The sequence below is a fragment of the Methylorubrum subtropicum genome, from assembly GCF_038442325.1.
Taxonomy (GTDB): Bacteria; Pseudomonadota; Alphaproteobacteria; order Rhizobiales; family Beijerinckiaceae; genus Methylobacterium; species Methylobacterium subtropicum.
On record NZ_JBBXMW010000014.1, the window covers coordinates 93,378 to 113,075 of the forward strand.

Sequence of the window (19,698 nt, forward strand, 5' to 3'; positions counted from 1 at the left end):
GATGGCGACCGCAACCGTCTACCTCACGCCCGACGCCGAAGCCTACCTGCGGCTCTATAAGCCCTCGACCTACGGCATCGCCTTGCCGCCCGCAGTGGCGAAGGAACTGGTCGAGGCCGGCTTCGTCGAGTGGCTTCCGGGCCCTGCATGGGGCGGCACGCTCTACGGCCTGACCGAGGCCGGCGCGATCTTTCAAGACGAGCAGCTTGGAGGCCAGCATGCCGACCGCTGATCGCGAGCGGGCCCGCCCCGCCTTCGTGGCCGAGATCGACGCCGATGAGCTGGCGTGTCGGATCGCGGAAGCCGCCTGCGGCATCCGGCGCCCGCCCGGCATGACGGCCAAGCAGGCGCTCGACAACATGAGCCGCCTGACGCGCCGGATGGGCGAGACCGATACCGTGCCGGGCTTCCGCCGGGCCGCCCAGGCCGCCGCCGAATATCTCACCGAGTGCATCAACAACGGTAGGAGGCCGTCGTGACCGTTGATCGCGAGAAGCTGCGCGAGGAAATGGCCCGCCTCGGCTTCAACGGCTGGTACGGCCGCGACGAGTACGACGACTGGCCCGTTCAGGGCATGTGGGAGCGGACGGCCGACGCGCAGCTGGCTGGCCCCCTGCTCTCCGCCCTCCTCGCCCAGGCCGACACCGCCGAGCGGATGGAGGCGGTCCTTCAGAAGTACGAGTCGCGGTTTCGCACCGACGCCCTGCGGCCTGAACTTCAGACCTTGGAGGAGCGCGTCGTCTTCGCCTGCAACGAGGCCATCGCCGGCCGCGAGGGCGAGCGCCGCCTTGCCGAGCGCGCTGGCATCACGCTCGACGTCACCGCGGCCGACGATCCGGCGGCGCTACTCGATGCGCTTCGTGCCGCTGCCGTCGAGCGCGCCTGCCTCTCCGCCGAGGTGGAGGCGCTGCGGGCAGAACGCGATGCGGCCCTGTCTCATCTGCCCGAAGGTTTGCGCGGCGCGAGCCTCGCCGGAGGTGTCCAGGCACTCGCGTTCTCGGCCAGCGCCGACAACGACAGCAAATGGCGTTGGGGCCATGCCCTGACGATCGGCCTCGCCTTCGCCGACAAGGCGGCTGGCGAGGAATGGGAGCACGGCGGCATGGCATCGGTCGACGTCTGCCTTGCCATGGCCGCGACGCTGGCCTGCGACTGCGACAGCGACGAGTGGGCGGAAATGGCGAAGTCCGGCGCCGCGCGCTTGGCCGAATACAAGGCTGAAGCCCTCCCCCGCACTACCGACCAGCCGGACCCTGGCGCACGGGAGGGGGCGTCCCTCCCCGTCGAAGCCGCCGCACAGGAGGGGCAGACGCGATGACGACCTCACCCTCTAGCGCAGGCAAGGCCATGGATGCGGAGACCTTTTGGCTCCTCTCCCAGCGCATCAATGCCGCCGAAGCCTTCGCCCGCCGCGCACACGCCGGTCAGACCGACAAGGGCGGCGCACCCTACACTGGGCATCTCGGCCAGGTCGCGGCACGAGCGCGGGCGCACGCCGAGCGGCTGGGGTTCGGCGATGAGGTCGCGGCCCTGTGTGCTCAGGTCGGCTGGCTCCACGACACGATCGAGGACACCGACACGACGGCGGACGATCTGCGCGCCGCGGGCTTCGGCGCCGCCGTCCGCGCCGTGCTCGCGCTCAGTCGCCCCGAGGGCCCGCCATACCTCGCGTGGATCCAGGCCATCGCCGACAGCGGCGATCTCGTCCCCATCATCGTCAAGCTCGCCGACAACGAGGACAACCTCGATCCGTCTCGCGAACTTGCTGGCGCCGGCTCTCTGCGCGAGCGCTACGAGGCGTCGGCGGCGATCCTGCGGGCGGCACTCGACAGCGTTGGGGAGGATTGGGCCCGTGGCTGATGTCGAGACCCTGAAGGGGCTGTTGGAGCGGGTGCGCGCGGCGAAGGGGCCGGACAAGGCCACGCTGAATGAATTTGTGCGCCCGCTCGACGCCGATCTTTTTGAGACTTTTGGCGGCCCGAGATGGGATGCCGCCTATCGTCAGGCGCAAGGATCGATGGGCGCCCCCCACGAAAACGCCGTCAGGGAAGCTCGCTATTATGCGTCTCGCTTCACGGGCAGCATTGATGCCACCGTTGAAGCAATCGGCCGGATACTGCCCGGCTCGACGTGGGCCGTCTTCAGCGACGGCACGGCCTGGGTCTGGCCCGACGCCAGCATGGACCTGCTGAAGGGCCACCAAGGCAAGGCCGCGACGCCCGAACTCGCCCTGTGCGCCGCGCTGCTCCAAGCCCTCATCGCCCGCACCGAGACCGATGGAGGACGGGATGCCTGACCGTATTGCTCTCGCCGACGAGATCGAGCGGCAGCTTACGCTCCGCGATTGTCCCGAGCATCACACCGCCGATCTGTATCTCACTCCCGGCAAATGGCGCCTCGTCATCGCCGCCCTCCGGTCCAAGGACCGCGAGGACGGGGCGCGGGAGATGCGGGAGACAGGCCTGCATCCGCGCCTTGCCGATGCCTTGGCCGAACTCGGCCGGCACGAGACCGCGAACCGGGGCGCTGTCTACTGGTGGCGCCGCGCCAGCATGGAAAAGCTCGCCGCCCTTGGCCTCGTCGAGACGTGGCTGCCGAAATCGATGGCTCACTACAAGGGCAAGACCCTGCCGTATCGGCTCACCGAAGCCGGCCGCCTCGCTCTCGCGGAACAGGAGAATGGCCGATGAGCGAGAAACCCATGACCCGCGACGGCGAGCCGCTGCGCGACGAGTTCTATCCGCCGCTGCCCGACATCGAAAACGACATCGTCAACCCGGCGCCGGACGGGCGCCCTTGGCTGAAAGGTTGCGGTGAGTGCCTGTTTCGAACAAGCGACCCGCAGGGCGTCGGGCTCGGCTACGCCGACAGCATTCGGTTCAACAACCTGCACGCCATCGGCTTCTTCTACTGCGTCCACCGGAAGGACGGCGACCACAACCGCGTCTGCGCGTCCTACGCAGCCTGCCGTACCGGGGCGCACCATCGCTCTGAAAAGTACGCCGCCGCCCTCACCGATCACGGCCAGGGGGAGGGATCGGACGATGCCTAGGGAGAAGGGGGGCGTGGCGCTCCCGAACCCGAGCGCCGCCGAGATCCGTGAGGGTTTGATCTATGCGGCCTATCTGGTCGAGCGATACGGCGAGGTCTACGCGCCGATCCTCGACAGGCTGGAGCGCGAACTGGCCGCCGCGCAGAAAGAGACGCCGCGCGACCGGGCGCGGCGCATTCTAGAGGCTCACACCTTCGAAGGTGGCTTGAAAGCGATCCGCTGAAGCCACTCCCGCTTCTGCTCTAGGCTGGGGCCGAGGCCGTATCGCGGACGGTGAAACTTATGGCCCATCAGCGCCGCCGTCACTTTCTCGGGTGCTTCGACTTTGGTCAGGCGGTCCTCGAATGTGTGCCGCAGCGAGTAGAGGGTCTGGCCCGCTTCGGGCAGCAGGCCGCGCCCGCGCAACACCTTGTTGACGATCGCCGACAGCGAGGCGGCCTTGTCTCGATACCGCGGGAAGCCAGCCGGGCTCGCTTGCGCCGCCATGAGCGACACGCCCACCAACGGGATTTCGCGCGCCGACTGGTCCGTCTTCATCCGGCGACCATCCGGCTTGACGACGACGTGCGGCGCCGGGCCGCTCAGCCGGATCGTTTCCTCGGTGAGATTGCAGGCTTCCGACAGCCGCAGGCCGGTCTCTACGATCAGGTAGAGCACGCACCGGGCATCGTCGTTCAGCCCATCAAGCGCGCCATCGGCAAGAAACCTGTCCTGAACGAAGGCGGGCGCGAATGCGACGCGCTGGCCGTTGTTGGCGCCGCGTATCCGCATCTCGGAGAACACCGGCCCCAGCCCGATCCTCAGCGCCCGCTCCACCGTCTTGAACATCGTGTTCAGGTGGCCGAAGTCCTTGTTGGCCGTGTCCGGGTCGAGGTCTTCGTCGGCGACCCGAGCCTGCCACCATTCCCGGAAATCCAGCGCCTGGGGCCGCGTGATGGACGATATGGGCTGATCGCCAATCACGTCGATCAGGTTGGCGACGGCTCGGACCTTTGGGTTGCGCCATTTGCGAACTTGATCTGGCGAGAGATCGCGGATGTCGCTGGCGCTCAGCCGCTCGAACTCATTGAACAGGCCCGACAGCATAAGCCGCGGGACCGGCACGCCGCCGCCCAAGGCGGACGCCGCCAACTCCTCACGCTCTTGCGGCTGCCCCTTTATGGTCTGGAGGCGCGCCAGAATTTCGGAAACAGGCCGCGCCGCGACGGCATCGGCGGTCATGTAGTCGAAACCGAAGCCGCGGGCGCGCTTGCGGGCGGCGTCATAGACCTTTTGTGCCTCTTCCGCCCTGCCGTTCAGCAGGCCGAGCCAGAAGGCTTCAAGGTCGGCGTTGATCTGGTCGGCGATCCGGCGGGCCTTCGCGCCGCGCGGGTCTTCCACGACGCGGATGCGTGTGGACTGGCGAACGATGCCGCGCCGGTCGAGGTCGGCGACGTTGAACGGCACGCGGCGGCTGAAGTGCCACACGCCATCTCGCTTCAAAAGGTAGTCGCCAGACATCGGGTCCGTGTGTTACGGTCTGTATGACGCGATGTAGCACACAAACGAGAGCCAGGCGCAAGGGCTTGGGCGAAAATCGTTAAGTGACAAGGAGTTAGGGGTATGGCAAGTGGCGGAGAGGGGGGGATTCGAACCCCCGATGCCCTTGCAGGCATGCCGCATTTCGAGTGCGGTGCATTCAACCGCTCTGCCACCTCTCCGCAGAGGTGTCGTGACGACGGGAAGCGCCCTAGCATGCGGGTCGACGCTCCACAAGTCGCCTTCGCGATTGTCGGGGCGTATCGTTGCCCCCGTGGCGTGCAGGCCTTGCCGCGGCGCGGGCGGCGGTGTTGATGCCAGCCTATGTCCGATCTGTTCGTCTCCGCCGGTCTCGAGGCGGGTGCGCCGCGTCCGCTCGCCGACCGGCTGCGCCCGCGCCGCCTCGCCGAAGTGGTTGGCCAGGAGCACCTGACCGGCCCGGACGGTGCGCTGACAAGGCTTCTCGCGGGCAAGTCGCTGGGCTCGTTGGTGTTCTGGGGGCCGCCCGGCACCGGCAAGACAACCGTGGCGCGGCTTCTCGCCCACGAGACCGATCTCGATTTCGAGCAGATCTCGGCGATCTTCTCCGGCATCGCCGAACTCCGGAAGGTGTTCGAGGCGGCCCGGCGGCGGCGGGCGACGGGACGGGGCACGCTGCTCTTCGTCGATGAGATCCACCGCTTCAACCGCGCCCAGCTCGATGCCTTCCTCCCCGTGATGGAGGACGGCACCGTCACGCTCGTCGGAGCCACCACCGAGAACCCGTCCTTCGAGCTGAACGCGGCGCTCCTCTCCCGCGCCCGCGTGCTGCTGTTCCGCGCCCTCGATCCGGCGGCGCTCGCCCGCCTGCTGGCGCGGGCCGAGCAGATGGAGAACCGCCGTCTTCCCCTCGACGAGGAGGCCCGCGCCGCGCTGGTCCGCATGGCCGACGGCGACGGTCGCGCCGCCTTGACGCTCGCCGAAGAAGTCTGGCGCTCGGCGCGGCCCGGCGAGACGCTCGATGCCGAGACGCTCCAGACCCTCGTGCAGCGCCGCGCCCCGATCTACGACAAGGCGCAGGAGGGCCACTACAACCTCATCTCGGCCCTGCATAAGACCGTGCGCGGCTCCGATCCCGACGCCGCGCTCTACTATCTCTGCCGGATGCTGGATGCGGGCGAGGATCGCCTGTTCATCGCCCGCCGCCTCGTCCGGATGGCGGTGGAGGATATCGGCCTCGCCGACCCGCAGGCGCTGGTCGTGGCGAACGCCGCCAAGGACGCCTTCGACTTCCTCGGCTCGCCGGAAGGCGAGTTGGCGCTGGCGCAGGTCACGATCTACCTCGCCTGCGCGCCCAAATCGAACGCGGTCTACAACGCCTACAAGGCCGCGACGCGGGTGGCCAAGGCCAACGGCTCGCTGCCGCCGCCGCGCACCATCCTCAACGCCCCGACCGGGCTGATGCGCAGGATCGGCTACGGCGAGGGCTACCGCTACGACCACGACGAGCCCGACGCCTTCTCCGGCCAGGATTACTGGCCGGAAGGCCTCGGACGGCAGCACTTCTACGAGCCGACCGACCGCGGCATGGAGACCCGCTACGGTGAGCGCCTCGCGTGGTGGGAGCGGCTGCGCCGGGAGCGGCGCGGCGAGGAATAGGCATCGCGCTTCCGCCGCATCCCAAAAAAGCCCCATGGGCATGGCCTGTGCAGGCGCCCCGGCGAGGGCCGCTCCGGCGGCCCGGCGCCGGGTCTCCCCCAGCGCGGCACGTTCCAGAGACCGAATGCTCAAGACCGCCTTCGTCGCCGCGCGCGATCGCCAGCGCCTCTCCGAGATCGCCTCGGTCCTGATCGGCTTCGGCCTGACCAAGGTCGTGGACCGGCTGGGCCTGCACAACATCCCGCTGATCCCGCGCCGCACCCCGCGGGTCGACGTCACCCGCCTGTCCCAGCCCGAGCGCCTGCGCCGGGCCATCGAGACGCTCGGGCCGACCTTCATCAAGTTCGGCCAGATCCTGGCGAGCCGGCCCGACCTGCTCTCGCCGGTCTGGACCGACGAGCTGGAGAAGCTGCACAGCCAGGTGAAGCCGGTGCCGTGGGCGCTGATCGGGCCGCAGTTGGAGGCCGATCTCGGCGCGCCGCCCGAGCAGGTCTTCGCCGAGTTCGACGTCGAGCCGATCGCCTCGGCCTCCATCGCCCAAGTCTACCGCGCCCGCCTGCATTCGGGCGAGGAGGTCGTGGTCAAGGTGCTGCGGCCGGGCCTGCGCAAGGTCATCGAGGCGGACCTTCGGCTGATGGCGCACGGCGCCCGCATCGTCGAAGCGGAGTGGCCCGAGATGGCCCGCTACCAGCCGCAGGAGCAGATGCGCCACCTCGCCAACGGCCTCAACGGCGAGCTGGACCTGCTCAACGAGGCCCGCAACTGCGAGATGATCGCCGAGATCTTCTCCGGCCGCGACGACATCGTCATCCCGAAGATTCACTGGGAATGGTGCTCTGAGCGGGTGCTGGTGCAGGAGTTCATCCACGGCGTCTCGCCCAACGACGCGGCGGCGCTCAAGGCGCTGAGCGCCGACAAGAAGGCGCTGGCGCAGAAGGGCTGCGACGCCTTCCTGCGCATGGCCCTGATCGAGGGCGTGTTCCACGCTGATCCGCATCCGGGCAACCTGCTGGTGCTGCCGGGCGACCGCATCGGCTTCATCGATTTCGGCATCGTCGGGCGGCTGTCGCAGAAGCGGCGCCAGCAACTGCTCGTGCTCATCGGCGCCATGCTCAAGCAGGACGTCGACGGCCTGATGGCGACCCTGCTCGACTGGACCGGCACCTCGAACCCGGACCTGACGAAGCTGGAGCAATCGGCCCAGAACTTCGTCCAGACCCATTCCTCGATCCCGCTCAATCTCGGGCTGGTGCTGACCGACTTCATGACCATGGCCCGCGAGAACGACCTCGCGATGCCGACCGATCTCGCGATCCTGTTCAAGGGGCTCGTCACCGCCGATGGGGTGATGCGCCAGCTCGATCCGAACTTCGATCTGTTCTCCGCCGCCGGGCCCACGGTCCGGGCCTCCATGCGCCAGCAGTTCAACCTGCGCGGCCTGATTCGCAAGGCCGAGTCGCTCGGCACCGGCCTGTTCGGCGCGGCCTCGGAACTCCCGACGCTGATCCATCTGATGCTGGTGCGGCTCAAGCAGGGCCGCGTCACCGTCGAGATCGAACTGAAGGGCATGGACAAGCTCGTGCGCGGCATCGAGCGCGGCGCCGCGCGGGTCGCCGTCGGCCTCGTGGTGGCGGCCTTCGCCACCCAACTCGCGCCGCGCCTGATCGACCTCGGCACCCCGGTCTTCGTCATCATCGGGCTCACCGTGGCGATGCTCGGCGTCGGCTGGCTGATGGTGCTCAGCCGCGACCGTTGAGGCCTCGGAACCTGTGCCGATCCGGGTCGAGACGTTCGTGCCCGGCTCAAGATTTCGCCGGTCGCGAAAACTTCATTGGACTTCGTATCCGCCTTGTCGGGACAGCGGAATCTGTTACCTTTGGGCTCGTACCGAGTCGCGGCCCGCATGGTGGCGCGGCGGGTTCAAGAAGCGGACTGTTTTCGAGTCCGCCACCCGTTGAAGCCCCGGCATCAGACCACGAAGCCTCTCCGGCTCGGGTGATGCGTCGACTCGACCCGAGGCCGGGTCGAGGCCGTGCGCCAGGGGGACACCCATGCGAACCGGCCTGGATGGCGGTGTCGCGCCCGCCGAGATCGAGCGCGTCCGCGGCGACGCCGTGTTTCCGCGCCTCGGCGAGGGGGCGCCGCGCGCCGTCGCCCCCGAGGCGCAGACCCCTGCCGCCGACTGGCCCGGCTGCGTCGTCGGCGCCGCTCTGATGCCGCCGCAGGGCTTCGACGCGTCGGCCGACGCGGCCATCCTCCTCCCCTTCGCCGCGAGCCCGGACGGCGTCGCCCTGCTCGATAGCGCCGGCCTCGTGCTGGTCGCCAACCCGCGCGCGGGCATGCAGCGCGGCGCCGTCTGGAGCGAAGGGTGGGACGGGCCGGAGGGGCGGGCGGCGGCCGAGGCCGCGCTGGTGACGGCCCGCGGCGGCACGGCGGCGCGCTTCCGCGCCGCGACCGAGGCGATCGCGTGGGACGTGACGGTGACGCCGGTGGCGGGCCCCTCCCCCCGCTTCCTCGCGCTCGCCCGCGACGTCTCGGAGCAGCGCCAGACCGAGGCGCGGCAGGCCGTGCTGCTGATGGAGATGGAGCACCGGCTCAAGAACACCCTCGCCATCGTCCAGGCCATCGCCACCCAGACGATGCGCAACGCCCCCTCCCTGCCCGCGGCGGCGGAGGCGCTCGGCGCGCGCATGCTGGCGCTCGCCCAGGCGCACGACGTGCTGATGCAGGGGGCCTGGGCCAGCGCCTCGCTGCGCGGCCTCATCGACGGCGCGGTGCGCCTGCACGGCGACGCGACGCCGGAGCGGTTCCAAGTCACCGGCCCTGAGATCATGGTCGGCCCGCGGGCGGCGCTGACGATCGCGCTGATGCTGCACGAACTCGGCACCAACGCCGCCAAGTACGGCGCCCTCTCGAACGAGGACGGCCGGGTCGGCATCGGCTGGCGGATCGCCGGGGAGGCCGGGAACGAGTGGCTGTGGTTCCGCTGGGCCGAGCACGGCGGCCCGCCGGTGCGCCCGCCGACCCGCAGCGGCTTCGGCTCCCGCCTGATCGAGCGCAGCCTCGTCCACAGCTTCGGCGGCAACGCCCGCCTGCGCTATCCGCGCGGCGGCGTCGTCATGGCCCTGGTGGCGCCGCTGGCCGCGGTCGCCGCCGAGGGGTGAGGTCCCGGGAGGCGGTCTCCCGGGTGTGGCAGTTTACGCCCGGACCGCGGGCTTCGCCTTGAGGGCGGTGGCGAGCGCCTTGAGCTGCCGGTCGAGGTCGGCCAGTTCGTTCAAGGCGATGGTCTTGTGGCCCGCCTTGACCGCGCGCTCGATGTCGCTGACCTGCGAGGAGGCCATGCGCTTCAGTTCGGTCGCGAGTTGTTCCCTGGTCATCGGCGCTCCTTTCAACACCAAGGCTCGATGGCTCGTCCGCGGCACGGCCGCCGCACCGCGGCCGCCCACGGGAGGCGGCGACGGCACGGGGGGCTTCCGCGAAAGGCCCTGAGACCGGTGATAGGCGCTTAGCCTTAACCGGGGGTTTTTGCCGGACGCATTTGGTTCACCCTGGCCGACGCGGCAGGCGCGACGGCGGGACCGCCCTCCCCGGATTGCCTCGCTCCGGTCTCGGCTCTTAGATCGGGCTCAGCGCACACAAGAACCTGAGAAGCCCATGCAGGCCTACACCACCCTCGCGGCGACCTTCGCCCGCCTCGGCGCCCTCGACGATGCCGGCGGCATCCTCGGCTGGGACACCCAGACCCAGATGCCCGACGGCGCCGCCGACACCCGCGGCGAACAGATGGCGACCCTCAAGTTGCTGTCGCACGAGATCCTGACCGATCCGCGCACCTTGGAGCGGCTCGATGCGGCCGAGGCCGATGCCAAAAGCCTCGGCGAGTGGGAGCGGGCGAACCTGCGCGAGATGCGCCGGGCCTATGTCCATGCGGCGGCCGTGCCGGGCGATCTCGTCGCCGCGGCCTCCAAGGCCGCGACCCGCTGCGAGATGGTCTGGCGTGAGGCCCGTGCCGAATCCGACTTCGCCAAGCTCAGGCCGCACCTGACGGAAGTGCTGCGGCTCCAGCGCCTCGTCGGCGAGGCCAAGGGGGCGGTGCTCGGGCTCTCGCCCTACGACGCCCTGCTCGACGGCTACGATCCGGGCATGCGCCGGGCCCGCATCGATCCGCTGTTTGCGGAGTTGCGCGCCGTGCTGCCCGATCTCGTCGTGGAAGTGCGCGAGCGGCAGGCCACCGAGGCGCCGCCGCTGCCGCTGCCCGGCCCCTTCCCGGTGGCGACCCAGCGGGAACTCGGGCTGACGCTGATGCGGGCGGCGGGCTTCGACTTCTCCCGCGGGCGGCTCGATGTCAGCCTGCACCCGTTCTGCGGCGGCGCCACCGACGATGTGCGCATCACCACCCGCTACGATGAGGCCGCCGTGACCGGCGCCCTGATGGGCGTGCTGCACGAGACCGGCCATGCCCTCTACGAGCAGGGCCGCCCGGCCGCGTGGCGCCACCAGCCGGTGGGGCTCGCCCGCGGCATGAGCCTGCACGAGAGCCAGTCGCTGCTCATCGAGATGCAGGCCTGCCGCGGCCTCGATTTTTGTGAGTACCTCGCCCCTGCTTTACGCGCGTCCTTCGGAGGCCACGGCCCGGCCTGGACGGCCGAGAACCTGCACCGGCTCTACACGCGGGTCGAGCCGGGCTTCATCCGGGTGGACGCCGACGAGGTGACCTATCCGGCCCACGTCCTGCTGCGCTACCGCCTGGAGACCGCGATGATCGCGGGCGACCTCGCGGTGGCCGACTTGCCCGGCGCGTTCGATGCCGGGATGAAGGAGTTGCTCGGCCTCACCGTGCCGAGCGACCGCCTCGGCTGCCTTCAGGACATCCACTGGCCCGGCGGCAGCTTCGGCTATTTCCCGACCTACACCCTCGGCGCGCTCGCCGCCGCCCAGCTGTTTGCTGCCGCCAACGAAGCGGTGCCGGAGATCCGGCCCGGCCTCGCCCGCGGCGACTTCTCACCGTTGCTCGGCTGGCTGCGCACGAACGTCCACGCCCGCGCGAGCCTGATGGAGACCGACGACCTGCTGGTCGCCGCCACCGGCCGCCCGCTCGGCACCGCCGACTTCCTGGCGCATCTGCGGCGGCGCTATCTCGGGGAGGCGCAAGAGCCCGTGTGACCGGCTCAACCCACCCAATCCCCTCATCCTGAGGTGCGGAGCGAAGCGCAGCCTCGAAGGAGGGCTCCAGCGGATCGCTGAGACTTCTGGAGGCCTCCTTCGAGGCCGCTTCGCGGCACCTCAGGATGAGGGTGAGGGTGGGATCAGCCGCAGGGTCGGATCGGCTCGATCGCGCGGAGCCGGGTTGAACTCTTTCGAGATTCAGCGCCGGTCCGAGGGGAACGGGCTGGAGAACCGCAGCGGTGGCGGGGCGTCGGGTCGGCCGTCCGCCTTCTGCGCCACGATGACGATGTTGTAGGGCCGCCGCGCCTCGACCGCGAGCGGCCGGAACCCCGCCTCGATCAGCATCGCCTCGGCCAGCCCCGTGTCGAACACGTGGTGGTGCAGGGCCCGGTGGGTGAGGTTGTCCTGGGAACGCCGGGCGAACTTTTCGCGTGAGCCGACACCGGGATCGCGGCCGAGATCGTGCAGGGCGAGGATTTCGGCGAGGTGCGTCCGGTCGTCCTCACCGGTCCCGGCCTCGCGGTCGGCGATCAGGTGATCGAGCCGCGTCACCGGACGGCGATGGTCGAAGGTGCGGTCCTTGTGGGGGGCGATCAGCACTAGCAGGCCGTCCGGGGTGAGGACACGGCGCCATTCCGCCAGCGCCTTCAGGGGGTTGGCCGTATGCTCGATGGTGTGGGACGACAGCACCACCTCGTAGGCGCCCGCGGGCACCGCGCTCAGATCGGTCGCCTCGGCGATGAACTGGCGGCCGGGCGGGCGACCCGGATCGGTGTGGAAGCCCTCGCCCGCATCGATCGCGCCTTCCCAGATCGTCGTCTTGGCGAAGTTGCAATTGTCGACGCCCGCGAGAAGCGGATAGACCGGAAAATAGCCGCGCGCCCGGAAGCAGGCGCTCGGGCCGCCGATCTCCAGGGCGCGCCGCCCGGAAAAACGCCCCTCATACGCCCGGAAGCTGCGGGCGCGCGCGCCGACGAGCCGGCTGCCGACCCGATGCAGCAGCCCGCCGACGCCTTCCGTGCGCGCGACCGACAGGACTTGGTTGAGCAGCATGGCGGTTCGTTGCGGTGTCGGAGCGGGGGCCGCCTTATAGCAGGGGTCAGCGGGATCGCACCCGGCCCGCGGCCGTAAGCGTCGAGGACCCCCCTCCTCCCTCCTCCCCGCACTTGGGGAGGAGATCGACCGATCTTGAGCCGTCGGTGTGGTTTAGAACACCTGAGCGGCGTTCCCGTCGCTCTTCGGGGCGCCCGGCACGCCGGCGGCGGCGTCCGCCTTGTCGGCGGCGCGCTTGTCGAGGGCCTTTTCCACCACCTTGGCGAGGCCGACCATGATCTTGTCGAGCTCGTAGTCCTTCGGGGTGTAGACGGCGGTGACGCCCATATTCTTGAGCACCAGCTCATCCTCGGGCGAGATGATGCCGCCGACGACCACCGGCACGTGGTCGAGCCCGGCCTCGCGCAGCTTCGCCTTCACCTCGCGCACCAGCGGCACGTGCGAGCCCGACAGCACCGACAGGCCGATGACGTGGGCGCCGCGCTCGACCGCCTTGGCGACGATCTCGGTCGGGGTCTGGCGGATGCCGTCATAGGTCACGTCGAAGCCCACATCGCGGGCGCGCAAGGCGATCTGCTCGGCGCCGTTGGAGTGGCCGTCGAGGCCCGGCTTGCCGACGACGAGTTTTGGGGTCTCGCCGAGGCGCTCGCCGAGATCGGCGATGAGGAGTTTGGCTTCTTCCGCCGCGCCGGACGACACCGTTTGAAGGGTGACGCCGGTCGGCGCGCGGTACTCGCCGAAAACCTGGCGCAGGCGCCCGCCCCACTCGCCCGTCGTCACGCCGGCCTTCGCGGCGGCGATCGAGACCGGCATGATGTTGGCGCCCGAGCGCGCGGCGGCTTCGAGGTCGTCCAGCGCTTGGCCCACCGCCCGGTCGTCGCGCTTGGCGCGCCACTCGCGGATGCGGGCCTCGGCCTCCATCTCGACCGTCTCGGAGACGGTGAAGATCGCGCCCTCCCCGGCCGTCAGCGGCGAGGGCTCGCCGTTCTGCCACTTGTTGACGCCGACCACGATCTGCTCGCCGCGCTCGATCGCGGCGATGCGCTTGGCGTTCGACTCCACCAGCGCGCGCTTCAGCTCGCCCGCCTCGACGGCGGTGACGGCGCCGCCGAGTTCGGCGATGCGCTTCAACTCGGCGCGGGTCTGCTCCTTGAGCGCCTCGACGCGGGCCTCGATCACCTTCGAGCCGTCGAAGATGTCGTCGTATTCGAGGAGATCGGTCTCGAAGGCGAGGATTTGCTGCATCCGCATCGACCATTGCTGGTCCCAGGGGCGCGGCAGGCCGAGCGCCTCGTTCCAGGCCGGGAGCTGCACCGCGCGGGCGCGGGCGCGCTTGGAGAGCGTCACGGCCAGCATCTCGATCAGGATACGGTGGACGTTGTTCTCGGGCTGCTGCTCGGTCAGGCCGAGGCTGTTGACCTGCACGCCGTAGCGAAAGATGCGCTTCTTGGCGTCGGTGATGCCGTAGCGTTCCTGTGCGATCTCGTCCCACAATTCGGCGAAAGCCCGCATCTTGCAGATCTCGGTGACGAACCGCATCCCTGCGTTCACGAAGAACGAGATGCGGCTGAACACGTTCGAGAAGTTGGCCTCGTCGAAATCGGGATCGTCGCGCACGGTGTCGAGCACCGCCATGGCGATGGCCAGCGCGTAGGACAGCTCCTGCACCGGCGTCGCCCCCGCCTCCTGCAGATGGTAGGAGCAGACGTTCATCGGGTTCCACTTCGGCACTTCCTTGGTCGTGAACAGGATCACGTCCTTGGTGAGCCGCAGCGAGGGCGCGGGCGGGAACACGTAGGTCCCGCGCGAGAGATATTCCTTGATGATGTCGTTCTGCGTGGTGCCTTGCAGCGCCGAGATCGGCGCGCCCTGCTCCTCGGCGACCGCGAGATAGAGCGACAGCAGCCACGGCGCCGTGGCGTTGATCGTCATCGAGGTGTTCATCTGCGCCAGCGGGATCTGGTCGAACAGGGTCCGCATGTCGCCCAGATGCGCCACCGAGACGCCGACCTTGCCGACCTCGCCGCGGGCGAGTTCGTCGTCCGGGTCGTAGCCGGTCTGGGTCGGCAGATCAAAGGCGACCGAGAGGCCGGTCTGCCCCTTGGCGAGGTTGCCGCGGTAGAGCTTGTTCGATTCCGCCGCGTTCGAGTGGCCGGCATAGGTCCGGATCAGCCACGGCTTGTCGCGGGCGGGTTGGTCCTGCTTGGTCTCGGCGACGCTGGCGGTGGCGCTCATCCGGCTCGACTCCCTCGACGTCATTCTGGTTCGCGCGCCGTGCGCGCATTCTGGGCGGTACCGTAGCGAAGCTGGGGCGGCCCGTCATCTGGGAGAAAGGTCGAGGGCGAGCCCTAAGCCTTGAGGAAAACTTGACGAGTCGGTGAAGGAGAATTTGTGATTGGGCCCATCCCGCGCGGGATGGGCCCCGTCTCGGTTCAGCGCCCGCCGCAGACGCGCATCCGGCCCGCGCCGCCGTTGCTCTGGTGGCTCTTGGCGTGGCCGATCGAGCCGGTCATGTCCTGGGTCGGGTTGCCGCCGGGGCGCTTCACGACGATGTCGCAACGCTGCCCGCCGCCCCAGCCGGGGAACGGCATCGTCGGCATGCCGCCGACCACCGGGCCGGCGACGATCCGGCCCGCCGCGGGCAGCGCGCCGACCCGATCGACATCGGGCGCGATGCTCGACCAGTGCGAGGCGGGCTTGGGCGTCTTGTTCTTCTTCACGAGCGTCGGGGACGGGCGCCGGTCCTGACCGGCGGCCGGCCGCGCCTCGGCCGGCAGGGCCGTGGCGGCGACGAAAGCGAGGGAGAGCGAGGCGAGGGTGAGAAAGCGCGGCAAGGTTCTGCTCCGAAAAGTACCAGATGCTGATCAAACGAACAGCAACCGCATCTTCATTGAGCGATTTTTTCGAAGATGTGCGTTTAGTCACGAGAGTAGTGGTCGATTTTAATCCGCGTAGATCAGGAATTATTTTCGAGATTATCTCCGAAATTACTACCGCGAGGGGCATCGGTGGGTGTGCGTCCGCCTCGCCCGGCGCGGGCGGAGGCGAGGCTCGCCAGCCTCGATTCAGGCTCCGGCCGAAGCCGCCGACGCCGTTTCGAAGGCCAACAAAAGATTATTTTGCATTCAGAGGGGTCGGTGTAGGCCGCAGCCTATTTTTTGTGCGGTGCCGACGAAACCTCGTCTTTTTGGCCACTTGGAAGGCCTGAACCGTCATGCATATAGCTTCAGCCAAGTTCGCCGTGGCGCTTGCCCGGCGGACCAGCGACACAACAGCTAGCGACAGACTAGGGAGTGCCACGATGGCGGAGAGCGCAGCGCCGGCCTGGACCGGGCAGACGGCGGAAGCCAAGGACCTTTACGAACTCGGCGAGATCCCGCCGCTCGGCCACGTGCCGGCCAAGATGTACGCCTGGGCGATCCGCCGCGAGCGCCACGGGCCGCCGGAGCAGTCGCACCAGCTCGAAGTCCTGCCGGTGTGGGACATCGGCGACGACGAGGTGCTGGTCTACGTCATGGCCGCGGGCGTGAACTACAACGGCGTCTGGGCGGGCCTGGGCGAGCCGATCTCGCCGTTCGACGTGCACAAGGGCGAGTACCACATCGCCGGCTCCGACGCCTCGGGCATCGTCTGGAAGGTCGGCGCCAAGGTGAAGCGCTGGAAGGTCGGCGACGAGGTCATCGTCCACTGCAACCGCGACGACGGCGACGACGAGGAGTGCAACGGAGGCGATCCGATGTTCTCGCCGACGCAGCGCATCTGGGGCTACGAGACGGGCGACGGCTCGTTCGCGCAGTTCTGCCGGGTGCAGTCGCGCCAGCTGATGAAGCGCCCCCAGCACCTCACCTGGGAAGAGGCCGCCTGCTACACGCTGACGCTCGCCACCGCCTACCGCATGCTGTTCGGCCACGCCCCGCACACGGTACGTCCGGGCCAGAACGTGCTGGTCTGGGGCGCCTCCGGCGGTCTCGGCGTGTTCGCGGTGCAGCTCTGCGCAGCGAGCGGCGCCAACGCCATCGCGGTGATCTCGGACGATTCCAAGCGCGACTACGTGATGTCCTTGGGCGCCAAGGGCGTCATCAACCGCAAGGACTTCAACTGCTGGGGCCAGCTGCCGAAGGTGAACTCGCCCGAGTACAACGAGTGGCTCAAGGAAGCCCGGAAGTTCGGCAAGGCGATCTGGGACATCACCGGCAAGGGCAACGACGTCGACATCGTGTTCGAGCATCCGGGCGAGTCGACCTTCCCGGTCTCGACGCTGGTGGCCAAGCGCGGCGGCATGATCGTGTTCTGCGCCGGCACCACCGGCTTCAACATCACCTTCGACGCCCGCTACGTCTGGATGCGCCAGAAGCGCATCCAGGGCTCGCACTTTGCCCATCTCAAGCAGGCCTCGGCCGCGAACCAGTTCGTGATCGACCGGCGCATCGACCCGTGCATGAGCGAGGTGCTGCCCTGGGACAAGATCCCGGCCGCCCACACCAAGATGTGGAAGAACCAGCACCCGCCGGGCAACATGGCGGTGCTCGTGAACTCCACCCGCGCCGGCCTGCGCACCGTCGAGGATGTGATCGAGGCCGGGCCGCTCAAGGCCATGTGAGGCGTGGCGGCGGGGCGTGATCGCTCCGCCGCGCCCTTGCGAAGACGAAGCCGCCGATCCTGCCGGGTCGGCGGCTTCATGCGTCTCGGAGCCTCGTTGCTCCCACCCATCCCCCTCATCCTGAGGTGCCCGCCTCGGCGGGCCTCGAAGGAGGGCTCCAGCCGGCCGCGCGATCCTTGGAGCCCTCCTTCGAGGCTCCGCCTTCGGCTACGCACCTCAGGATGAGGGGGTTGGGTGGGAAACGCTGGTTCGCCGGGGCGTGATCCGCGCCCGGCTCACCCATTCGAAGAGAACGGCTATGAAGACCGCATCGCTCGCCTTCGGCCTGCTCCTGGCCGCCGCGACCTTCGCGTGGTTCTTCTTCCTCGTCCCACTCGGCTGCGCGATGAACACCACCGGCTGCCGGGAGCGCTTCACCGTTTGGAGCGGCACCGGCCTGCTCCATTTCTGGCTGCCGTTAGGCGTCGCGCTCTCGGCCGTGCTTTACGGCGTATCCCGCCGTTAGCGGGTCGCAGGTGCCGGCATCTTCACCACCTTGCCGTCGGGCAGGATGATGTCCCCGGGGCTCTGGCCGGCCTCGCAGGGGCCGATATAGGTCGCGTCGATCACCATCTGGCGCTGCACCGGCGCTTTCGCGCCCGGCATGCCGGTCAGCGTCGTGTCCACCACCATGTGGATCTTGCTGTCGAAGTCGCCGGTGATGACGCTTCTGGCCGCGGCCTGGATCGTGCCGAGCTTGCACTCGCTCGCGCCCTCGTAGCCGGCGCTCGTCTTGGTCATGGTGTTCTTGGTGCAGTTCTGTCCCGCCCCGAAGGCGCCTTGGGCGAACTGATCGGTGTTGGAATCGATGCACTGACGGGCGGTGACGTTGCCCTCGGCCGTGCTCGTCTTGCTCTCCCACAGGCCGGCCTTGCGGGCCGGCATCGTCTCCGCTGCGGCGAGCGTCGAGACGGCGGACAGGGCGACGGCGATACCGATGAGACGAACGGGCACGGGCTCTCCTGGGTCGACGCGGCGCAAAGACCGCTGCGGGACCGAGGGGTAACCAAGGCCGTGTCGCGTCACAAGCCTGGACGAGTCGGGGCGATACGGGTGCCGTCGCTCCGATAGGCTGCGCGGATGGCGGCTTTACGATCGAATAGCCTCCGGCCCCACCGACCGAGCGTCAGCGGCCCCGCGTCGGATCCTGCGGCAGGTGGCGCCCGTAGGTCTCCTGCTTGGACTCGCGCTCCTTGATGAGGTCGGCATAAGCCTGCCGCATCTCGGGCGACACCGCCACGCTCTTGCCCTTGGAGGGCTTGCGCTTGGGCGCCTTCTTGAAGGTGTCGGACGTATCGGCCATGTCGTGCGGCTTCCCCCTCGCTGGACGGCGCGGACGAGGCGGAGCTGAAGGCCGGGGCGCGCATGGGCGACGCCTTCCGGCGCGGCGGCCCCGCTGCTAGAACGCGCCGGACATCGGAATGGGGCCAGCATACCTCTTCCGCGCGACGGTATCGAGACGAGCCATGGAAAAGTTCACGACCCTTGAGGGCGTCGCCGCGCCCATGCGGATCATCAACGTCGACACCGACCGGATCATCCCGAAGCAGTATCTCAAGACGATCAAGCGCACCGGGCTCGGCACCGGCCTGTTCTCGGAGATGCGCTACAACGACGACGGCTCGGAGAAACCCGATTTCGTCCTCAACCAGCCGGCCTACCGCAACGCCAAGATCCTCGTCGTCGGGGACAATTTCGGCTGCGGCTCGTCGCGCGAGCACGCGCCCTGGGCCCTGGCCGATTTCGGCATCCGCTGCGTCATCTCGACGAGCTTCGCCGACATCTTCTTCAACAACTGCGCCAAGAACGGCATCCTGGCGATCGTCGTCTCGGCCGAAGACCTCGAAAAGCTGTTCCAGGATGCCGAGCGCGGCGCCAACGCGACGCTGACGATCGATCTCGCCGCTCAGACCATCAAGGGCCCGGACGGCGGCACGCTGCATTTCGACATCGACGAGGGCCGCAAGCACAACCTGCTCAACGGCCTCGACGAGATCGGCCTGACCCTGGAGCGCGCCCCGGCCATCGCGGATTTCGAGGCGAAGCTCGCCCAGCGGGAATGGGCCTGAGCGCCCTGCCCACCCGATATCCTCCCCCGTCATTCCGGGGCCGCGCAGCGGAACCCGGACCGGGAGGGGCGCGCCGGAGGCGTGCAATCCACCCGTGATGCGCGGCCTCACACGAGGACGCGGCCAGTCGTGGATTCCGGGTTCTCGCCTTCGGCGAGCCCCGGAATGACGGCGGATAATCGAAGAAAACGGCTCAGTGCCGCTCGTTCGGCTTGCTGCGGAACGGGCGCAGCATCCAGGCCAGCCGCCCGATCTCGTCGTCGCGGCGGGCCTGCTTGGCGTCGGCCCGCTCCGTGTTGATCTCGTGCATGACCTGCCCCAGCAGTGGCGGCAGCGCCTGCCCGTAGGCGTCGAGCAGCTCGGCGGCCTCGACGAGGGCGCGCAGTTGCAGGTCGGGGATCGGCCGGCGCTCGATCTGCGCGTCGAGCGCTTGGTCGGCCAGCAGGGTGGCGAGGCGCGAGACCTCCGACAGCCGCGCGGGCGAGGAATGGATGCCGCTGCTCATGGTTGACGTGTCCCTCCGGATACGAGCCTGCGCAGGCTATCTGGTTAAGGTGAGCCAA

Annotated in this window: 23 protein-coding genes and 1 tRNA gene; 15 read left to right on the plus strand and 9 right to left on the minus strand. The window is 69.0% G+C overall.

The genetic code is table 11. The features are described 5' to 3' along the window. Position 1: 1 nt before the first annotated feature. From AAHG03_RS18920 to AAHG03_RS18955, 8 genes are read left to right on the plus strand one after another with little or no spacing between them, the layout of a single operon-like run. Complete coding sequence (locus AAHG03_RS18920; RefSeq protein WP_342152399.1) at positions 2 to 232, plus strand: hypothetical protein; 231 nt, start codon at positions 2 to 4, stop codon at positions 230 to 232. Further along, positions 219 to 479, plus strand: a complete 261-nt coding sequence (locus AAHG03_RS18925; protein ID WP_342152400.1) for a hypothetical protein — start codon at positions 219 to 221, stop codon at positions 477 to 479. Before AAHG03_RS18920 ends, AAHG03_RS18925 begins: the two co-directional genes overlap by 14 nt. Then, complete coding sequence (locus AAHG03_RS18930) at positions 476 to 1,318, plus strand: hypothetical protein (protein ID WP_342152401.1); 843 nt, start codon at positions 476 to 478, stop codon at positions 1,316 to 1,318. The genes AAHG03_RS18925 and AAHG03_RS18930 overlap by 4 nt, the downstream gene beginning before the upstream one ends. After that, a complete protein-coding gene (locus AAHG03_RS18935) occupies positions 1,315 to 1,860 on the plus strand; it encodes a phosphohydrolase (RefSeq protein WP_342152403.1) in 546 nt (181 codons plus the stop codon). The genes AAHG03_RS18930 and AAHG03_RS18935 overlap by 4 nt, the downstream gene beginning before the upstream one ends. Beyond that, positions 1,853 to 2,296 (plus strand): hypothetical protein, encoded by a 444-nt coding sequence (locus AAHG03_RS18940; RefSeq protein WP_342152404.1) that lies wholly within the window; start codon positions 1,853 to 1,855, stop codon positions 2,294 to 2,296. The genes AAHG03_RS18935 and AAHG03_RS18940 overlap by 8 nt, the downstream gene beginning before the upstream one ends. Then, positions 2,277 to 2,690 carry a hypothetical protein gene (locus tag AAHG03_RS18945; protein ID WP_342152405.1) on the plus strand — a complete coding sequence of 138 codons (414 nt, stop codon included), beginning with the start codon at positions 2,277 to 2,279 and terminating at the stop codon, positions 2,688 to 2,690. Before AAHG03_RS18940 ends, AAHG03_RS18945 begins: the two co-directional genes overlap by 20 nt. Further along, on the plus strand, positions 2,687 to 3,052 hold the full coding sequence (locus tag AAHG03_RS18950) for a hypothetical protein (protein WP_342152407.1): 366 nt from the start codon (positions 2,687 to 2,689) through the stop codon (positions 3,050 to 3,052). The genes AAHG03_RS18945 and AAHG03_RS18950 overlap by 4 nt, the downstream gene beginning before the upstream one ends. A 13-nt stretch (positions 3,053 to 3,065) precedes the next feature. Then, a complete protein-coding gene (locus AAHG03_RS18955) occupies positions 3,066 to 3,275 on the plus strand; it encodes a hypothetical protein (protein ID WP_342152408.1) in 210 nt (69 codons plus the stop codon). Here AAHG03_RS18955 and AAHG03_RS18960 read toward each other — a convergent pair. Together AAHG03_RS18960 and AAHG03_RS18965 are read right to left on the minus strand one after the other, a co-directional pair. Next, positions 3,239 to 4,552: a tyrosine-type recombinase/integrase gene (locus tag AAHG03_RS18960; protein WP_342152409.1), complete on the minus strand. Its 1,314-nt coding sequence runs from the start codon at positions 4,550 to 4,552 to the stop codon at positions 3,239 to 3,241. The two genes, AAHG03_RS18955 and AAHG03_RS18960, sit on opposite strands and share 37 nt — an antisense overlap. 110 nt (positions 4,553 to 4,662) lie before the next feature. Continuing rightward, positions 4,663 to 4,752, minus strand: a tRNA-Ser gene (locus tag AAHG03_RS18965). A 142-nt stretch (positions 4,753 to 4,894) separates the two neighbouring features. Here AAHG03_RS18965 and AAHG03_RS18970 point away from each other — a divergent pair. From AAHG03_RS18970 to AAHG03_RS18980, 3 genes are all read left to right on the plus strand, one after another. Continuing rightward, positions 4,895 to 6,208, plus strand: coding sequence for a replication-associated recombination protein A (locus AAHG03_RS18970; protein WP_342152411.1), 1,314 nt, complete (start codon positions 4,895 to 4,897; stop codon positions 6,206 to 6,208). A gap of 124 nt (positions 6,209 to 6,332) precedes the next feature. Continuing rightward, a complete protein-coding gene (locus AAHG03_RS18975; RefSeq protein ID WP_342152412.1) occupies positions 6,333 to 7,964 on the plus strand; it encodes an ABC1 kinase family protein in 1,632 nt (543 codons plus the stop codon). Between the two features lie 295 nt (positions 7,965 to 8,259). Continuing rightward, positions 8,260 to 9,372, plus strand: a complete 1,113-nt coding sequence (locus AAHG03_RS18980; RefSeq protein WP_342152414.1) for a sensor histidine kinase — start codon at positions 8,260 to 8,262, stop codon at positions 9,370 to 9,372. Between the two features lie 33 nt (positions 9,373 to 9,405). Here the strand turns inward: AAHG03_RS18980 and AAHG03_RS18985 are convergent, their stop codons facing one another. Then, complete coding sequence (locus AAHG03_RS18985; RefSeq protein WP_342152416.1) at positions 9,406 to 9,585, minus strand: hypothetical protein; 180 nt, start codon at positions 9,583 to 9,585, stop codon at positions 9,406 to 9,408. 277 nt (positions 9,586 to 9,862) lie between these two features. Here AAHG03_RS18985 and AAHG03_RS18990 point away from each other — a divergent pair, with 277 nt between their 5' ends. Next, positions 9,863 to 11,371, plus strand: coding sequence for a carboxypeptidase M32 (locus AAHG03_RS18990; protein WP_342152418.1), 1,509 nt, complete (start codon positions 9,863 to 9,865; stop codon positions 11,369 to 11,371). Positions 11,372 to 11,572: 201 nt separating this feature from the next. On the opposite strand, the gene AAHG03_RS18995 is transcribed toward AAHG03_RS18990, so the two are convergent. From AAHG03_RS18995 to AAHG03_RS19005, 3 genes are all read right to left on the minus strand, one after another. Next, on the minus strand, positions 11,573 to 12,427 hold the full coding sequence (locus AAHG03_RS18995) for a methyltransferase domain-containing protein (protein ID WP_342152419.1): 855 nt from the start codon (positions 12,425 to 12,427) through the stop codon (positions 11,573 to 11,575). 153 nt (positions 12,428 to 12,580) lie between these two features. Beyond that, the gene (locus AAHG03_RS19000; RefSeq protein WP_342152421.1) at positions 12,581 to 14,662 is read right to left on the minus strand and encodes a protein meaA; all 2,082 of its coding nucleotides are present in this window, start codon (positions 14,660 to 14,662) and stop codon (positions 12,581 to 12,583) included. Between the two features lie 197 nt (positions 14,663 to 14,859). Beyond that, positions 14,860 to 15,261 carry a hypothetical protein gene (locus AAHG03_RS19005; RefSeq protein WP_342152422.1) on the minus strand — a complete coding sequence of 134 codons (402 nt, stop codon included), beginning with the start codon at positions 15,259 to 15,261 and terminating at the stop codon, positions 14,860 to 14,862. Positions 15,262 to 15,728: 467 nt separating this feature from the next. Between AAHG03_RS19005 and ccrA the strand changes: the two genes are divergently transcribed. Beyond that, positions 15,729 to 17,027, plus strand: a complete 1,299-nt coding sequence (ccrA, locus tag AAHG03_RS19010; protein ID WP_342152424.1) for a crotonyl-CoA carboxylase/reductase — start codon at positions 15,729 to 15,731, stop codon at positions 17,025 to 17,027. Between the two features lie 298 nt (positions 17,028 to 17,325). Continuing rightward, positions 17,326 to 17,532 (plus strand): hypothetical protein, encoded by a 207-nt coding sequence (locus AAHG03_RS19015; protein ID WP_342152425.1) that lies wholly within the window; start codon positions 17,326 to 17,328, stop codon positions 17,530 to 17,532. Here AAHG03_RS19015 and AAHG03_RS19020 read toward each other — a convergent pair. Together AAHG03_RS19020 and AAHG03_RS19025 are read right to left on the minus strand one after the other, a co-directional pair. After that, on the minus strand, positions 17,529 to 18,020 hold the full coding sequence (locus AAHG03_RS19020) for a DUF3617 domain-containing protein (RefSeq protein WP_342152426.1): 492 nt from the start codon (positions 18,018 to 18,020) through the stop codon (positions 17,529 to 17,531). The two genes, AAHG03_RS19015 and AAHG03_RS19020, sit on opposite strands and share 4 nt — an antisense overlap. Positions 18,021 to 18,192: 172 nt before the next feature. After that, entirely contained in the window at positions 18,193 to 18,369 is a 177-nt protein-coding gene (locus AAHG03_RS19025; RefSeq protein WP_342152428.1) for a hypothetical protein, read from the minus strand. A gap of 163 nt (positions 18,370 to 18,532) precedes the next feature. On the opposite strand from AAHG03_RS19025, the gene leuD reads away from it, so the two are divergent. Next, on the plus strand, positions 18,533 to 19,135 hold the full coding sequence (gene leuD / locus AAHG03_RS19030; protein ID WP_342152429.1) for a 3-isopropylmalate dehydratase small subunit: 603 nt from the start codon (positions 18,533 to 18,535) through the stop codon (positions 19,133 to 19,135). Positions 19,136 to 19,328: 193 nt separating this feature from the next. Here leuD and AAHG03_RS19035 read toward each other — a convergent pair whose 3' ends face one another. Next, positions 19,329 to 19,640 carry a hypothetical protein gene (locus AAHG03_RS19035; protein ID WP_056246297.1) on the minus strand — a complete coding sequence of 104 codons (312 nt, stop codon included), beginning with the start codon at positions 19,638 to 19,640 and terminating at the stop codon, positions 19,329 to 19,331. Positions 19,641 to 19,698 lie beyond the last annotated feature (58 nt).

Bases quoted from the DNA above. Each gene is read 5' to 3' on its own strand.
- AAHG03_RS18920 (WP_342152399.1), top strand. From the start codon at position 2: ATGGCGACCGCAACCGTCTACCTCACGCCCGACGCCGAAGCCTACCTG.
- AAHG03_RS18925 (WP_342152400.1), top strand. From the start codon at position 219: ATGCCGACCGCTGATCGCGAGCGGGCCCGCCCCGCCTTCGTGGCCGAG.
- AAHG03_RS18935 (WP_342152403.1), top strand. From the start codon at position 1,315: ATGACGACCTCACCCTCTAGCGCAGGCAAGGCCATGGATGCGGAGACC.
- AAHG03_RS18945 (WP_342152405.1), top strand. From the start codon at position 2,277: ATGGAGGACGGGATGCCTGACCGTATTGCTCTCGCCGACGAGATCGAG.
- AAHG03_RS18950 (WP_342152407.1), top strand. From the start codon at position 2,687: ATGAGCGAGAAACCCATGACCCGCGACGGCGAGCCGCTGCGCGACGAG.
- AAHG03_RS18960 (WP_342152409.1), bottom strand. From the start codon at position 4,552: ATGTCTGGCGACTACCTTTTGAAGCGAGATGGCGTGTGGCACTTCAGC.
- AAHG03_RS18970 (WP_342152411.1), top strand. From the start codon at position 4,895: ATGTCCGATCTGTTCGTCTCCGCCGGTCTCGAGGCGGGTGCGCCGCGT.
- AAHG03_RS18975 (WP_342152412.1), top strand. From the start codon at position 6,333: ATGCTCAAGACCGCCTTCGTCGCCGCGCGCGATCGCCAGCGCCTCTCC.
- AAHG03_RS18980 (WP_342152414.1), top strand. From the start codon at position 8,260: ATGCGAACCGGCCTGGATGGCGGTGTCGCGCCCGCCGAGATCGAGCGC.
- AAHG03_RS18985 (WP_342152416.1), bottom strand. From the start codon at position 9,585: ATGACCAGGGAACAACTCGCGACCGAACTGAAGCGCATGGCCTCCTCG.
- AAHG03_RS18990 (WP_342152418.1), top strand. From the start codon at position 9,863: ATGCAGGCCTACACCACCCTCGCGGCGACCTTCGCCCGCCTCGGCGCC.
- AAHG03_RS18995 (WP_342152419.1), bottom strand. From the start codon at position 12,427: ATGCTGCTCAACCAAGTCCTGTCGGTCGCGCGCACGGAAGGCGTCGGC.
- AAHG03_RS19000 (WP_342152421.1), bottom strand. From the start codon at position 14,662: ATGAGCGCCACCGCCAGCGTCGCCGAGACCAAGCAGGACCAACCCGCC.
- ccrA (WP_342152424.1), top strand. From the start codon at position 15,729: ATGGCGGAGAGCGCAGCGCCGGCCTGGACCGGGCAGACGGCGGAAGCC.
- AAHG03_RS19015 (WP_342152425.1), top strand. From the start codon at position 17,326: ATGAAGACCGCATCGCTCGCCTTCGGCCTGCTCCTGGCCGCCGCGACC.
- AAHG03_RS19025 (WP_342152428.1), bottom strand. From the start codon at position 18,369: ATGGCCGATACGTCCGACACCTTCAAGAAGGCGCCCAAGCGCAAGCCC.
- leuD (WP_342152429.1), top strand. From the start codon at position 18,533: ATGGAAAAGTTCACGACCCTTGAGGGCGTCGCCGCGCCCATGCGGATC.
- AAHG03_RS19035 (WP_056246297.1), bottom strand. From the start codon at position 19,640: ATGAGCAGCGGCATCCATTCCTCGCCCGCGCGGCTGTCGGAGGTCTCG.